Origin of the sequence: Youngiibacter fragilis 232.1, from assembly GCF_000495435.3 — a bacterium.
Lineage (GTDB): Bacteria > Bacillota > Clostridia > Clostridiales > Clostridiaceae > Youngiibacter > Youngiibacter fragilis.
On the sequence record NZ_AXUN02000209.1, the window covers coordinates 1 to 14,493 of the forward strand.

Sequence of the window (14,493 nt, forward strand, 5' to 3'; positions counted from 1 at the left end):
ATCCTGTCCATCGCGTATTTCCTGATACTGGAAGACCGGAATTCGCTAATCCGTTTCCCGAAATGGGACAGGACACACTACCGCCCGCATGGTAGCAGCATTTCTGCCCAGAGAAGCAGCGACCTATTTGCGTCAATCACTGAAGAGGGCAAGCTTCGATTCTTCGGTCTTCAGGGGAAAAGGCGGATGGAGAACGAATACTGGGCATATGACACAACAAGTATCTCCTCTTACTCAGAGTCATTGAAACAGGTGAAGTATGGAGTTAATAAGGACAATGACCCATTACCGCAGATCAACCTAGCACTGCTATTCGGAGAAGAATCAGGACTGCCATTCTATTTCAGGAAGCTTGCTGGGAACATAAGCGATGTCAAGACACTCAAGAAGCTGCTTGCGGACTTGAAGAGCCTTGATTATGGTAAGGTAAAGCTGGTAATGGACAGAGGATTCTACAGTGAGGATAACATCAACTCCCTGTATCAGGGCAACCTGAAATTCCTGATATCCGCTAAGGTATCGCTGAAGCTTGTGCAGAAGGAACTGAATAAGGTCAGGGATAGCATAAGGACGAGGATCAACTACAACTCGACTTACCAGCTTTATGCTCATTCGAATACAGTCGAATGGAACTACTCACAGAGGAGGCCTCAGAAGGGCGATGTCATCAAGGACACAAGGCGCATGTACCTCCACATATACTACAACAGCGAAAAGGCACTGGAACACGAAAACCGATTCAACGAGATGTTGGATATGCTGGAAAGTGAACTTACCACAGGAAACAGGAGAGCTGAGAATGAGAAGCAGTATGCAAAATACTTTGACATATCAGAAACTCCGGTACGAGGAATCAAAATCGTCCCCAGGCAGGATGCGATAACCAAGGCTGAGCAGGACTATGGCTTCTTTGCACTAATGAGCAACGAGATAAAGGATCCTATCAAAGCCCTGGAGACCTACCGCAACAAGGATCTGGTCGAGAAGGCGTTCGGCAACCTGAAGGAAAGGCTTAACTTAAGAAGAACAGCAGTATCCTCGGAAAGTTCGCTTGATGGAAAGCTGTTTGTCCAGTTCGTGGCTCTTATCTATATGTCGTACCTAAAAAAGAAGATGTCTGACGAACGTCTATTCCAGATATACACCATGCAGGAGTTATTGGACGAACTTGATGTCATCGAAGCGTTTGAGAACCCTGGCAACGCGCTCAGGATAGGTGAAGTTACCAAAAAGCAGGAGGAACTGTATAAGTCATTAGGAGTAAAGCCTCCTAACACGTTATAATTTTTCGGGGATTTAGGATTCACAGCACTGGCCATAACCCGGATGAGAAGCTCTCCGGTTTTTGGCAATGGCTTCCTGACTTCTGCTATCTTAAGGACTTCAGGTCCTCCGTACCGGGTACAAATTACTGCTTTCACATGAGTTCCCTCCTTCAAAATCTATTCTGGAAGAGATCAATGCAATATTATGTGAGATAAAATGTATATTACTAATCTTCTTCCAAATGTTCGTGCTGTTGTTCCTTATAATCCTTGAGATTGTATCATAGATTGTTGAGTATTTTATGAACTAAAAGCTGCTGTTTCGATAGAATCATGCAAGATAGCGTCAGAGATAATCCGCTCGATGCATCCATGACGTGAGTAAATACCCATACCAGGGCATTTCTCACATAAGCCGAATTGTCCTTGAAAATAATATGACCTACTGTTAATCTCTGGGATTTTGCCAACAACACTCAAAAAACGATCACACTACGTGTGTTACCTTTGTGGAAAGGATGAATCTGCGAGATTTGTGATCTTCTGGCTAGAAGGCTGGAATATTCATCAGTTATTGAAAGAAACATATTATCATCCCTATCCTCACAAATAATGATTGCATAAAATAACCTGCATATAACGAAAATAAAAATATTTGCAGGTAAATCCATTACTTGTTTAGCTCGAATTATAAATTCGGATTTCAATATATGATCTTTTTAGTGATTTGGCTATATTTTATTAAGTGATTTGGCTATATTTTATTAAGTGATTTGGAAATTTTGGTTTTCTGAGAAAGACCATTATAAACTCTTTTTTCTCATTAATGAGTCAGTAATACTGAAGGATAGCTTGGATAAGATTATGAAACATAAGATCTATATTATGTTAGGGCTTTATGTATGAATAGCCATCATTTTGCTTAATTGCAATTTCAACTACCCCTGCAGGTACAATGGTGATGAAGGTATGGAGGTCAGTTGCATTTACCTTGTGTGCCTTCAATGCATTGTTGCATGCTGCTATAATGACACCCTGATCAGCAATGACCTTCAACTTCTCATCAAGTGTATCTTCTGATGAAGCACGATTGGAAAGTTCAAGGACGGCTTCGCCATTTGCGACAATCTCTATTGTGAATGGGATATTCTCCGACTTGCCATAGTCGAGCATGTTCATGACGTTTGCGACTGTCATATTCCAGTTGACGGATCGGTCTATGTGAAATAGTACGTTCATTTTCAATTTACCTCCTGACTTGTAATAATCTGAGGACCAGGAAGGGTCATCTGTAACAAATAAATTATAAATATCGAATATGAAATGGATGTTATGAAATGATAGCTATACAGTAACATTTACTAAATCACCCGCTTAAGAAGCACAGAGATTATAAAACTCTGTAGATTTCCGGGGATTTATTTCAGTGGCATTATAGCTTAGACTGAATTTGGGTTGTTCTGGAACGCACACCGCGATATAGTAGCATTAAAGCGATAAGGGGTATAGATAAGGACATTGATGACCCTGGATGATTTGACATGGCTTCCTGGGACGGAGAGAGCCTCCTTGGAGATTCACTTATGAAGATAAGAAAAGAGTTAAGATGTTCCGGAAGATAGGAGAAATGACTTATGGGAAGAACTAAAGCTGTAGACACAGGAATACTTGAGGCATACTTCACCCCGCAGACCTTTGTGCTGGATGAAGTCGAAAGGATGCAAGACGACAATGTCACCACATGGGCTGACGCATTCAAAGAGGACAGATATAAGGCTCTTTATCACCTGGGTTTTTCAAACAGGGAGAAGTGGTTTTCACCATCAATTGAATATCTGCACCTTATTTCTGAAATGCTCATTAGAAAGCTTGGACAGCAGCCTGACATTGAGCTGAGCCGGGATTCTGTGGAGGTATCCCTGAGCGATGATGAGGTCACGGATCTTGTCGAAGGGCTTCCTTTCGTCATCGGTATGGAGCATGTCAATGCAGAGTGGGTGAGAAGACTCGGGAACAGGCTCCTTGATGTGTTCAAATCTGAGATAAGAGAATATGAAGGGTCTGTAGCAAGGTACTTCCTGGACCATCATGCGAACATAAACGTGGTTGGAAGGGTATTCTTCCATCTTGTGGAAAATGCAGGCTCTTCTTACCCGTTCGCATTCATGGCAACATATACGACAAAGCCCGTGAAGAGCAAGCGTGCAGTGCATACTCCGCTAAAGAACGCACTGGCCGAATTCGAAGGGGACGAGAAGATGCTTTTGTCGCTTATAGCGACAGTCATCAAGGCAGCGGAGAAGAGCGACTTCATATCAGGGCTCCTTGAAAGCGGGGAGCTTTTCGCACCACTAAAGCTTACAGCGGAGGAGGCATATACCTTCCTGAAGGAGCTTCCACTATATGAGGAAGCGGGTATAATGTGCAGGGTTCCTGACTGGTGGAGGAAGAGGAGCAACAGCGTCAGGCTTTCAGTTACGGTAGGTCAGAAAGAGCCTTCCAAGGTTGGGCTTGGTGCAATTATGGACTTCATGCCTGAACTCAGCATAGGTGACGATACCATTACTGAGAATGAGCTCAGGGCTTTCCTTGATATGGCGGAAGGGCTTATACAGTACAAGGGTAAATGGGTGGAGGTTGACAGGAAGAAGCTTGAGACAATACTTGCAGCTTTTGACAAGGTGAAGGACCTCTCAGAAGATGAGCTGTCCCTCGGAGAAGCAATGAGGCTTGAGCTTGACATGGATGAGCTCCTGAAGATACCTTCCGATGAGATCGAGGTTAGAGTATCCAGCGGACAGTGGCTGAAATCACTGAAAGAGAAGCTTGTAAGTCCAGAAAAGCTGGAGAAGCTCGATACAGCTGATACATTCCATGCAACTCTAAGAGGTTATCAGGAAACCGGGTACAGGTGGCTTACCCAGATGTCTTCATTGGGCCTTGGCGCCTGCCTTGCAGATGACATGGGACTGGGAAAGACTGTACAGATGATAGCGTTCCTCGAATATCTGAGGGGACAGGGGCGAGGCCCCATGCTCCTAGTACTTCCTGCATCACTTATTGGCAACTGGCAGAACGAGATTGAAAGGTTCGCGCCTCTCATGCCGTATCAGATACTCCACAAGAGCGAACTGAAGAACGCTGAAGCGCTTGAGATAGCTGATGGAAGGTTCCTGTACATGACTACCTACGGAATGGCCCTGAGGATGGAGGGACTCAAGGAAAGGAAATGGGACTGTCTGATCCTTGATGAGGCCCAGGCTATCAAGAACCCTGGAACAAAGCAGACAAAGGCCATAAAGGCCATTCCTTCCAGGATGAGGATAGCGATGACAGGTACGCCAATAGAAAACAGGCTTGGTGACCTCTGGTCGCTATTCGACTTCCTTAACCAGGGTCTGCTTGGATCTGCGAAAGAATTTACAGAATTCACCAGGGAGCTCCAGGACAGCACCGCAGGCTATGCGAAGCTGAGGAAGATGATCCAGCCTTTCATCCTCAGGAGGCTGAAGACCGACAAGACCATAATCTCAGACCTGCCTGACAAGCTTGAGATGAACGAGTATACGACGCTTTCGAAAAAGCAGGTCGCCCTTTACAAGCAGCTCCTTGCAGACATTGAGAGCAGGCTCATGGAGTCTGAAGGCATAGAGAGAAAAGGCCTTGTGCTTGCAAGCATAATGAAGTTCAAGCAGATATGCAACCATCCTGACCAGTACCTTGGCAGAGAGGAATTCAAGGCAGAGCACAGCGGGAAGTTCGAGCAGCTAAGGGATATTTGCGAGACAATAAGGGACAAGAGAGAGCGGGTTCTCGTATTCACCCAGTTCAAGGAAATGACGGAGCCTCTTTCGGAATTCCTTGCAACCATATTCTCAAAGGAGGGGATGGTGCTGCATGGAGAGACACCGGTCAAGAAGAGAAAGGAAATGGTCGAGAAATTCAACGGGGAAAGCTACGTGCCATACATGGTCCTTTCATTGAAGGCTGGTGGAGTTGGACTTAACCTCACTTCAGCGAACCATGTCATCCACTTTGACAGGTGGTGGAATCCTGCTGTTGAAAACCAGGCTACGGACAGGGCATTCAGAATCGGGCAGACAAAGGATGTAATGGTCCATAAGTTTGTGACAAGAGGTACTATAGAGGAAAAGATTGATGAGATGATAGCTGAGAAGCAGAAGCTGTCAGGAGATATCCTGGGATCTTCCGGTGAACAGTGGATAACTGAATACAGTAATGAAGAGCTGATGAAGATGTTCGCGTTAGGTGGTGACCTGAAATGAGATATGGATCAGGATTTGGGAACTATGTTTCAGCCGAAGAGAAGAAGGCAAAGGCAGCAAAGTCACTTTCAAAGCTCAAGAAAAAGGATGCTTTAGTGGAGCCTGTCATAATCGAGGGAAGGACACTGGCAAAAAGCTGGTGGGGAAAGGCCTGGAACACAAACCTCGAGAGCTATGCAGACTACAGCAACAGGATAGACAGGGGAAAGGCCTATGTCAGGAGCAATGCAGTACTGGATCTGAAGATCACCGATGGAGAGGTCCATGCCAGGGTCCAGGGCAGCAGAGCCAAACCCTATGAAGTGAAGATCAGTATCGATGCTTTGGATGAGAAGAAATGGAAGAAGGTCACTGAACTTTGCAACAACAGGATAGGCTCACTTGAGGAGCTTGTCGAAGGCAAGTTCCCAAAGGAACTGGAGGTGCTTTTCACAGACAGGAAATACGGCATGTTCCCTTCACCGAAGGAGATACACTTCGACTGCAGCTGTCCTGACTGGGCATCAATGTGCAAGCATGTGGCAGCAACCCTGTATGGTGTGGGGGCAAGGCTTGACAAGGATCCCATGCTGTTCTTCGTGCTCAGGGGACTTGACGGTCAGGAGCTCATAAGGAAGTCAATGGAAAGCAAGATAGAGAGCATGCTTAAGAATGCAGGCAAGAAGAGCAGGAGAGAGATTGCAGAAAAGGACATAGCAGGACTTTTCAAGCTTTAAGAGGCTATCCCATCGCAGATGAAATTGCGGAGGTTAAGATATGGGCAGAAGAGACAGGGTAAGATATACCCTTAGTGACCAGAGAGGCCATGAACCGCTATCTGAATTTGACATAAGGATAATCATGAGGGCGGCAGACGACATTATTTCCGTTGCCGGTAGGACAATGCTGACCAAGATACTTAAAGGTTCGAGGGACAAGGACATACTCGAACACTCACTTGACAAGTGTCCGAGCTATGGAAAGTATGCAGAACTGTCGAATGATGAGATCACAAGGCGCATAGACTGGATGATCCTTCACAACTATCTGGAAATAAGCTACAACGGCAGGCTTCCGATGATAGTCTTCTCGGAGATTGGCTGGGAGATGTACAAGCCCCAGTATGCAGAAGAGCTCATGGTTAAGATACTAAGTGTGGCTGAGGAAGATACAGATGACCTGATAGCTCAGCTCAAGGTAACCAACAGGGAAGTAGTCGTGATGATCCTTGATGAGATCGCAGAGAGCAGGAACATCGGGCTCATAAGGTTCCTGAGGAGATGGGAGCTGGTTGAAGTTAAGAAGGTAAGGGCAATGATAAACGATACGATAGGGAAGCTGAAGTCAGTTTAGCGCTACTCGATGCGCTGACGCGTATCTGGCTTGATTATCCATTATTCTGACATGTGAGGCACCTTTCTTCCGGAAACTCTGGAAGAAAGGTGCCTTTTGTATCTTTGCGGTCATATTGGAGTATTATTGTGAAAACCGGAACAAATAGCTGAGAAAAAGTTAAGTATACAAATAAAGAATTGAAATTTGACCTGCGTCAATTAAATGTGAATGACCCCGGCCTATAATGAAACCAATAAAAGGAAAGAAGGGGAAAGACATGTCAAAGCAGTTTACATTCGGTGGGGAAATGAAAGGTAATCTTAAGAAGCTGGACCTATATGTCCCGGTCGTTGAAAGGGTACATGGGGGTCACCATCCGGAATTCCATGAGGTCAGAAGGCTTTATGATGAGGTCGCAAGGAAGATCAGGGAAGGGAGGCCTGAGCTTAATGAAGAGTTCGCTAGGCTGCGTGAGGTAACAGGCAACTATACTGTTCCTGGAGACGTATGCGAAAGCTACGAGGTAGTTTACAGCATGCTTGCGGAAATCGACAAGGCATACAGTGAGTAGTGTGAGCTATGAGAAAATGGAAGGGGTGATTTGAATGCAGAGATTCATATTGGGCAGGAAAAATCAGATAACCTTGGTAAGTGCACTGCTGATAGCCATAGCGTTCACCTCTGAACTGGTTTTTCATAATGAAGATATGTTTGAAATGGCATTGATCATCGCTTCCATATCAGGGGCTTTGCCTATAGCTATACAGGCATTCCAGGCATTGAGGGTGAAGGTAGTCAGCATAGATGTCCTCGTAACCATCGCCGTTACCGCTGCGTTTTTCATAGGGAGCTTTGAGGAATCAGCCATTGTAACTTTCCTGTTCCTGTTCGGGGCATTCCTGGAGCAGCGGACACTTAACAAGACACGGTCAGCAATCAGGGAGCTGACTGAGATGGCACCGGAAAGTGCATTGAAGCAGATGGAAAGCGGTGAGTTTTTGGAAGTATCGGTGGATGAGGTCCAAGTGGGAGATATCCTGCTCGTGAAGACCGGTGCAAAGGTGCCTGTTGACGGTACGGTATTATCCGGAGACGGATATATCAACGAGGCGAGCATAACCGGTGAATCTGTTCCTGTGGACAAGGCCAGAGATTCCCAGGTATATGCAGGTACTATCCTTGAAAACGGAACTATCCAAATCGTTTCTGACCGTGTAGGTGAAGATACTACCTTCGGTAAGATCATAGAGCTTGTTGAAGAGGCCCAGGATTCAAAATCAGAGGCTGAACGCTTCATTGACAGGTTCTCCAGGAACTATACACCCATAGTGCTTCTGCTCGCATTTATCGTATGGCTGGTCTCAAGGGACATTGAACTTGCAATAACCATACTTGTCCTGGGATGCCCTGGGGCACTGGTAATCGGGGTACCTGTCTCAAACGTTGCAGGTATCGGAAACGGTGCGAAAAACGGGGTACTCCTAAAAGGCAGCGAGGTCATCCACGATTTCAGCAGGGTCGATACCATAGTATTCGACAAGACAGGCACACTTACTGCAGGGAATCCCGCTGTGGCTGAAATCGAGATCTATTCTGAAAACTCCGGTGAAATTCTTGGATATGTCGCAAGCGTCGAGAATGAATCAGACCATCCTTTGGCTAAAGCTATCGTTGAATACATTGGTGCGAAGGATTTCCATAAGGTCGAAGGCACAGATGTGGTAAAGGGTGGCGGAGTCATAGCCAATATTGCCGGTCACAGGGTTGCAGCGGGCAATATCGCACTTATGGAGCAGGAGAATGTCCATCTGAATGAGAAGGCACGAGAAGATGCTGCAAGGTTTGAGAAAAACGGGAATTCACTGGTCCTCGCTTCTGTAGATGGAGAACTGAAGGCATTGATAGGAATCCGTGACCAGATCAGACCCGGTGTCAAGGATGACCTGAAGAAGCTTAAGAAGCTGGGAGTAAGGAACCTTGTGGTGCTTTCAGGGGATAACCAGGGTACGGTCGACCTGGTGGCAAATGAGCTTGGTCTTACTGAAGCCCATGGCCATATGCTTCCTGCAGACAAAGCGGAATATATCAGGGGACTTCAGGCAAAAGGGAAGATCGTGGCCTTCGTCGGAGACGGAGTGAACGACAGTCCGTCACTTGCCCTGGCTGAAATAGGAATTGCAATGGGCAGTGGCACGGATGTGGCTATCGAGACTTCAGACATTGTCCTGATGAACTCAGACTTCAGCCGTTTGCCACACGCACTTGGACTTGCGAAGTCAACAGCAAACAATATGCTTCAGAACATAATAATTGCAATTGGTGTTGTGCTGGTGCTTCTTCTTCTTCTTGGCGTATTCTTCAGCGAATGGATGAACATGTCGATCGGCATGCTTGTGCATGAAGCCAGCATCCTGGTGGTAATCCTCAACGGCATGAGACTGCTGAGATACGGATTGAAATAAACAAGACAAATAAGTCATAAATAGAAGGAGAATGAATATGAAAAAGGCAACAATCCAACTGGAGACCCTTACCTGTCCGTCATGCGTACTGAAGGTTGAAAACGCTGTGAAATCAGTGGACGGTGTTGAGAAGGATAGCGTAAATGTGATGTTCAACGCAAGCAAGGTGAAGTTTGACTTTGACGAGGAGAAGCTTTCAGTAGAAAACGTAGTAAAGGCTATCACGTCAGTCGGATACGAAGTGAAGAAGTCCCAGGTAAAAGACAGGTAAGGAAAAGTAGTGAGCATTTTCTCCGAAGGATAATCAAACACACTTCTGGAGAATATGGGTTTTATGAATTACAGGAAAAGAGGCACCTGCTTCCAGATATTTGGAAGAGAGGAGCCTCTTTTTAGCGATCAGGGATTATTCAGTCTTGTTCCCGCTTCCCTTCATCATCATGAACATCATACCAACCATCATTATAGGGCAGATGAGGGAGACGAGCAGCGGTAAGAATCCGGTGGTTCCTGAAGCATAACCTGCTCCCCTTAACAGTGGCAGGACAAGGAAAAGGAGAAGAGGAGCTCCGCAGCACACAAGCATCATCAGCATATGTGACTTGTGACCCTTATGGCCTTTCTCTTCACTGTTTACGTTGTCTTCATCTTGGTTTCCGTGACAATTCATTGAATTCACCCTTTCAGCATTTCTTTTTGTTTTGCATACCCATTTGTTTTAGCATCACAATGTGGAGAACCTATGGAGACATACCGAAGTCCATACTCATAGTGGTGTTGATCATCGCAATGATGAAAATAAGCCCAGGCGTCCCGGATCCTATCGGGGAGGCTTGGGCTTTATGATCCTTATCCATCAGATTTGTGGAGCATTATCTTTAATTATGTCTATAAGTACCTCGTTCCTTCTTAGGAACGGAGGGATGAATGGAGGATTGTAGCGGGCAAGATAGAAGTTTCCTGTCGGATTCAAACCATTCTTAGAAATCCATTCAATCAGCTTCTTTTCATAATCCCTGATCTTGCTGTCACTGACAGTACCTGAAAAGGTGACTGAAGCTGCAAGCCTTGGGTCATTCTTCTTTATCCTTATCCTCTTGTTGACTGGTAGAGGAAGGGTATCTCCAGTAAGAGTACTAGGCATTACGAATTCGGTTGTTGCAGTTTGCTTACCCATCTCATTGAACACTGGAGTGGTCATGGAGATCTTCTTTTGCTCCTCATTGTTGCCGCTTATGTAGTCGAAAATTGTATTGAATCCACTGGAGCCATTGAGGCTTGTCTCCTCAACTGCAGCGGTATAGTAGGTGTCATACTGGCGCAGCTCGAAATTATCTTCCTTAATCAGAACCGTATATGGAGCAGTCTCGTATCTTGACATTGTAATTCTCTCCTTTGAGGGTTAAGCTGAAGGTAATGATATCCATGTCTTTATTATACTCCAGTCAAATTGGATTTTAGACATTGGAATGAGGGAGAAAGCTCGGAAAATAGAGGAATCCCTGATGAATGAAGCAAGGAGGTAAGCTATGGGAAAGGCGATTAGACCGAAGGTCGTAGTAAGCAGGTGTTTGGGCTTTGATACATGCAGGTATAACGGGCAGACGCTGCCGGACAAATTTGTGGATGCACTCGGAGAGTTTGTGGAATACAGGACAGTATGTCCTGAGGTTGAGATAGGACTGGGTGTGCCGAGGGATCCTATAAGACTGGTCCTTGAGAGAGGGGAGATGCTCCTCTATCAGCCGGCTACAGGAAAGGAATGCAAGCGGGATATGCTTGATTACACGGACAATCTGTTCAAGGATCTGTCAGATGTGGACGGATTCCTTCTTAAGGGAAGGTCGCCTTCCTGCGGGATAAAGGACGTCAAGGTATACCTGGGAAAAGAGAAGGCAGTAGGCTCCATAAAGGGTGTTGGAATATTTGGTGAGCAGGTTCTCCAGCATTTCCCCGGTCTTGCCATCGAAGAGGAGGGAAGACTAACCAACTACAGGATAAGGGAGCATTTCCTTACAAAGATATACATGCTTGCAAGGCTCAGGGAAGTTGAGAAGAAAGGCACCATGAAGGAGCTTGTAAAGTACCACGAAAGGAGCAAGTTCCTCCTTATGACGTACAGCCAGAAGGAGCTCAAGCTGCTCGGAAGGATCGTTGCAAATACTGAAAAGAAGCCTTTCAAGGACATGGTTTATGAGTACAGGACCCATTTCGGGGAAGCCCTTGCAAACCCACCAAAGCCCACAAACATCGTAAATACCCTGATGCATATGCAGGGCTATTTCTCTGACAAGCTGACTCCAAAGGAGAAGACTTTCTTAGCAGAGAACTACACCAAGTACCGGGATGGTAAGGTGCATATAGGGGTACCGGTGAATCTTCTGAGAGGCTACGCAATAAAGTACGAGCAGGAATATCTGCTTGACCAGTACCTTTGGGAGCCATTTCCAGAGGAACTGATGAACATAAGCGATACTGGCAAATAGTACCGGATAATTTCAGAAATCCCTGCATGTGGTTAAATGGATGGAAAAGCATTATGAATTAACCGTCTTATCTGTGAACTGTCAGTAAGACGGTTTATATGCATATATGATACTTGTGTCCCGAGGTTAATGTTGCAACTCTTAGAATTAACAATGTTCAATGAGATACGACAATATGTGATGTGAAAGACTTTACCTAACCACTTTAAACTATTCTGCCAGTATGACATCGGTTCGGGTTTTTGCTATTTCCTTAAGCTCATCTGTAAAGCCGTTGATGCTAAATAATATGTAGTGTTCATTACGCTGCTCTTTTTTCCACTCAACTGCCTTCGCTTTTGCTTCAAGTGCAGTTAATATATTGGCACCAACTTTACCATCCCAGTATTTGCATTCTCCAAAGATGATATCTTCACCATTGCTGTCATATGCAACGATGTCAATTTCCTTGTCACCGCTCCACCATCGGCCTGCCCTGTCAAATGTGAAGCTCCAGATTTTATCAGTATTAAATTTCCAAATTTCTTCCAGGCATATTTCCTCATAGACATGGCTGATATGGCTGTCGTTCAGATTGATTCTTATTTTTTCCGCCACAAAGTCCAAGTTTCCGGATTCTATGAACCTCATGTTAGGGTATACAAATTTAAACCAGAAAAGTATGAAGTTGTCTTTTATCCTATAAAGTCCTCTCTTGCTCTTCTCTGGATTCTCTTCAGTTATTGGCACCTGCCTCTCAAGAATATCAAGATCGATCAAAGTCTTCAGATACTTAGACAAACCGGTCTGTTTAACCTCAAGTGCTGTAGCTATCTTTCCCAGTTTCTGGTTTCCTGATGCGATGGTCCTGATTATGGAAAAATAGCTTCCGATTTCTGAAACTTCCTGCTGAAGCAGGAAGTTAGGTTCGTCATAAAGATAACTCTGTCTGGATAGGATATTCGTTTTGATTGCTGAATAAATATCAACATCATCAGAAAAAAGCTCGATATATCTAGGTACTCCACCAGTTACAGAATAGTATTCAATTAATTCCTTTCTCGTCTTATTCGGGTAAAATTCATGATAGTGGCTGAAACGGATCTGTTTCAGTTTTATCTGTCCTGTTCTTCTTCCAAACAAGGGACTTGAATAATGCAATGTCTGACTCTCCATCATTGAAACCAGGGATCCGCAGAGTATTACCATTATGTTTGCATCCCTAAGGATTGTGTCCCATATCTTTTGGAAAATGGAGGGGAAAGCTGTATTGGATTTTCCCAGGTACTGGAACTCATCAATAACCAGTATCAGTTTTTTACCATCAGTTTTTGAAAGGAGTGTCTTGAAGATTATCTCCCACTGGTCAATTTGAGAAAGCCTAAGAAGGTCATTGTTGCAAAAATCAGCTACTGCATCCTTGAATGAATTGCGGTTCTGAATTTCGCTCTCTTCCGTAACAAGGAAATACAGGGCTTTTTTATCTCTTATGAATTCATTGGATAGTTCAGTCTTTCCGACCCTGCGTCTGCCATAAAGTATGACCAATGAAGATCCTGGACGGCTATATTCTGCAGTTAAAAATTCCATTTCTTCCTGGCGGTCAACAAACTTCTTCAATTCAACCACCTCCTGTAATATTATTATACTTCAAGTTATTATAATTTCAAGTATAATAACTTGAGGCGTGCTAATGCTGTAAAGGTAAACAATCCACCAAAACTTCGGTTAGACAGGAACTGTCTAATTGAAATTTAAAAAATGTGTATTCCTCATAACATCAATAGATAATTCAGTGGGACTGGTTGACAAATATATCGGGCGACGATATATTAAATATAACGAGTCGCGATATATCGGGAGAGGAGTTATCAGATGGGAATGCCGTTGACTGAGTCAATGTATTACATATTATTGTCACTTATCAATCCTAACCATGGATATGGGATCATGCAGCAGGTTGAGGAAATGACAGAAGGCAGGGTAGTTTTGGGCGCTGGCACGCTATATGGGGCTTTGAGCACTCTCCTTGATAAGAAATGGATAGCCCTTTACAGTGCTGATGAGGAATCCAGGAAGAAAAAGGAATATGTTATAACGGGATATGGGCTTGCGGTATTGAATGATGAGATAGTAAGGCTGGAAGAGCTTCTTAATAATGGCAGGAAGGTGACGAGGAATGTATAGGTTCAGGCTGTACTATGACAAGGACAAGGAAGAGGAATATCTTAATGAGATGTCAGCTAAGGGTTACGCCATGAAGCACTATTTTCTTGGCTTATATCATTTCGAAGAGTGCAGTCCTGGTGAATATACCTACAGAATCGACCTGATAAATGACATGACCTCCAAGGAGAGGAAGGAACTATATGAGCTGGTGAGTGACTCCGGTGGTGAGCATGTCCAGTCCTGGGGATTCTGGGCCTTTTTCAGGAAAAAAGGGAAATTCGAGCTGTATTCAGACAGGGAGAGTCAGATTAGGCAGTATGAACGGATAAGGCTCGTATTCCTTGCCCTGGCATTACTTGAGGTCATTTCGGCAGTCACACAGTGGAAACGCCTTGGTTGGGAAGATACTACATCAGAACGTACCTTTGCTTTGATCTTCACTGCACTCTCCCTGATATTCATATACCAGGTCATTAAGGCAACAATCAAGATCAATAAACTAAAAAGGAATTTGTAGCGATATTAAGTTATA

The 14,493-nt window shown here is 44.6% G+C and carries 14 protein-coding genes; 10 read left to right on the forward strand and 4 right to left on the reverse strand.

Translation table 11 applies throughout. From position 1 onward, the window contains the following. The coding region (locus tag T472_RS15975) for an IS1634 family transposase (protein WP_040907951.1) at positions 1–1,284 on the forward strand (1,284 nt) is incomplete at its 5' end. Between the two features lie 869 nt (positions 1,285–2,153). Here T472_RS15975 and T472_RS15980 read toward each other — a convergent pair. Then, positions 2,154–2,504, reverse strand: a complete 351-nt coding sequence (locus T472_RS15980; protein WP_023386327.1) for a DsrE family protein — start codon at positions 2,502–2,504, stop codon at positions 2,154–2,156. Positions 2,505–2,899: 395 nt separating this feature from the next. Here T472_RS15980 and T472_RS15985 point away from each other — a divergent pair, with 395 nt between their 5' ends. From T472_RS15985 to T472_RS16010, 6 genes are all read left to right on the forward strand, one after another. Continuing rightward, positions 2,900–5,551, forward strand: coding sequence for a DEAD/DEAH box helicase (locus tag T472_RS15985; protein ID WP_023386329.1), 2,652 nt, complete (start codon positions 2,900–2,902; stop codon positions 5,549–5,551). Further along, positions 5,548–6,267, forward strand: a complete 720-nt coding sequence (locus T472_RS15990; RefSeq protein WP_040907952.1) for an SWIM zinc finger family protein — start codon at positions 5,548–5,550, stop codon at positions 6,265–6,267. The genes T472_RS15985 and T472_RS15990 overlap by 4 nt, the downstream gene beginning before the upstream one ends. Before the next feature lie 40 nt (positions 6,268–6,307). Next, positions 6,308–6,883, forward strand: coding sequence for an RQC-minor-1 family DNA-binding protein (locus tag T472_RS15995; RefSeq protein WP_023386330.1), 576 nt, complete (start codon positions 6,308–6,310; stop codon positions 6,881–6,883). 226 nt (positions 6,884–7,109) lie between these two features. Further along, entirely contained in the window at positions 7,110–7,436 is a 327-nt protein-coding gene (locus tag T472_RS16000) for an iron-sulfur cluster repair di-iron protein, ric (protein WP_242864822.1), read from the forward strand. A gap of 34 nt (positions 7,437–7,470) precedes the next feature. Further along, on the forward strand, positions 7,471–9,327 hold the full coding sequence (locus T472_RS16005) for a heavy metal translocating P-type ATPase (protein WP_023386332.1): 1,857 nt from the start codon (positions 7,471–7,473) through the stop codon (positions 9,325–9,327). Between the two features lie 37 nt (positions 9,328–9,364). Further along, positions 9,365–9,598: a heavy-metal-associated domain-containing protein gene (locus T472_RS16010; RefSeq protein WP_023386333.1), complete on the forward strand. Its 234-nt coding sequence runs from the start codon at positions 9,365–9,367 to the stop codon at positions 9,596–9,598. 135 nt (positions 9,599–9,733) lie between these two features. On the opposite strand, the gene T472_RS16015 is transcribed toward T472_RS16010, so the two are convergent. Both T472_RS16015 and T472_RS16020 read right to left on the reverse strand, forming a co-directional pair. Further along, positions 9,734–9,997, reverse strand: coding sequence for a hypothetical protein (locus tag T472_RS16015; RefSeq protein ID WP_040907954.1), 264 nt, complete (start codon positions 9,995–9,997; stop codon positions 9,734–9,736). 186 nt (positions 9,998–10,183) lie between these two features. Beyond that, on the reverse strand, positions 10,184–10,708 hold the full coding sequence (locus T472_RS16020; RefSeq protein ID WP_023386334.1) for an SOUL family heme-binding protein: 525 nt from the start codon (positions 10,706–10,708) through the stop codon (positions 10,184–10,186). 148 nt (positions 10,709–10,856) lie between these two features. Here T472_RS16020 and T472_RS16025 point away from each other — a divergent pair, with 148 nt between their 5' ends. Continuing rightward, positions 10,857–11,813 (forward strand): YbgA family protein, encoded by a 957-nt coding sequence (locus T472_RS16025; RefSeq protein ID WP_023386335.1) that lies wholly within the window; start codon positions 10,857–10,859, stop codon positions 11,811–11,813. Positions 11,814–12,023: 210 nt separating this feature from the next. Here T472_RS16025 and T472_RS16030 read toward each other — a convergent pair whose 3' ends face one another. Next, on the reverse strand, positions 12,024–13,412 hold the full coding sequence (locus T472_RS16030) for an AAA family ATPase (RefSeq protein WP_023386336.1): 1,389 nt from the start codon (positions 13,410–13,412) through the stop codon (positions 12,024–12,026). 255 nt (positions 13,413–13,667) lie between these two features. Between T472_RS16030 and T472_RS16035 the strand changes: the two genes are divergently transcribed. Beyond that, a complete protein-coding gene (locus tag T472_RS16035) occupies positions 13,668–13,979 on the forward strand; it encodes a PadR family transcriptional regulator (RefSeq protein ID WP_023386337.1) in 312 nt (103 codons plus the stop codon). Beyond that, on the forward strand, positions 13,972–14,478 hold the full coding sequence (locus tag T472_RS16040; protein WP_023386338.1) for a DUF2812 domain-containing protein: 507 nt from the start codon (positions 13,972–13,974) through the stop codon (positions 14,476–14,478). Before T472_RS16035 ends, T472_RS16040 begins: the two co-directional genes overlap by 8 nt. Positions 14,479–14,493 lie beyond the last annotated feature (15 nt).

What these genes read in the sequence shown, in the direction of transcription:
- T472_RS16010 (WP_023386333.1), top strand. Translation starts at nt 9,365, where the DNA reads ATGAAAAAGGCAACAATCCAACTGGAGACCCTTACCTGTCCGTCATGC.
- T472_RS15990 (WP_040907952.1), top strand. Translation starts at nt 5,548, where the DNA reads ATGAGATATGGATCAGGATTTGGGAACTATGTTTCAGCCGAAGAGAAG.
- T472_RS16000 (WP_242864822.1), top strand. Translation starts at nt 7,110, where the DNA reads ATGAAACCAATAAAAGGAAAGAAGGGGAAAGACATGTCAAAGCAGTTT.
- T472_RS16025 (WP_023386335.1), top strand. Translation starts at nt 10,857, where the DNA reads ATGGGAAAGGCGATTAGACCGAAGGTCGTAGTAAGCAGGTGTTTGGGC.
- T472_RS15980 (WP_023386327.1), bottom strand. Translation starts at nt 2,504, where the DNA reads ATGAACGTACTATTTCACATAGACCGATCCGTCAACTGGAATATGACA.
- T472_RS15985 (WP_023386329.1), top strand. Translation starts at nt 2,900, where the DNA reads ATGGGAAGAACTAAAGCTGTAGACACAGGAATACTTGAGGCATACTTC.
- T472_RS16005 (WP_023386332.1), top strand. Translation starts at nt 7,471, where the DNA reads ATGCAGAGATTCATATTGGGCAGGAAAAATCAGATAACCTTGGTAAGT.
- T472_RS16020 (WP_023386334.1), bottom strand. Translation starts at nt 10,708, where the DNA reads ATGTCAAGATACGAGACTGCTCCATATACGGTTCTGATTAAGGAAGAT.
- T472_RS16015 (WP_040907954.1), bottom strand. Translation starts at nt 9,997, where the DNA reads ATGAATTGTCACGGAAACCAAGATGAAGACAACGTAAACAGTGAAGAG.
- T472_RS16035 (WP_023386337.1), top strand. Translation starts at nt 13,668, where the DNA reads ATGGGAATGCCGTTGACTGAGTCAATGTATTACATATTATTGTCACTT.
- T472_RS16040 (WP_023386338.1), top strand. Translation starts at nt 13,972, where the DNA reads ATGTATAGGTTCAGGCTGTACTATGACAAGGACAAGGAAGAGGAATAT.
- T472_RS15995 (WP_023386330.1), top strand. Translation starts at nt 6,308, where the DNA reads ATGGGCAGAAGAGACAGGGTAAGATATACCCTTAGTGACCAGAGAGGC.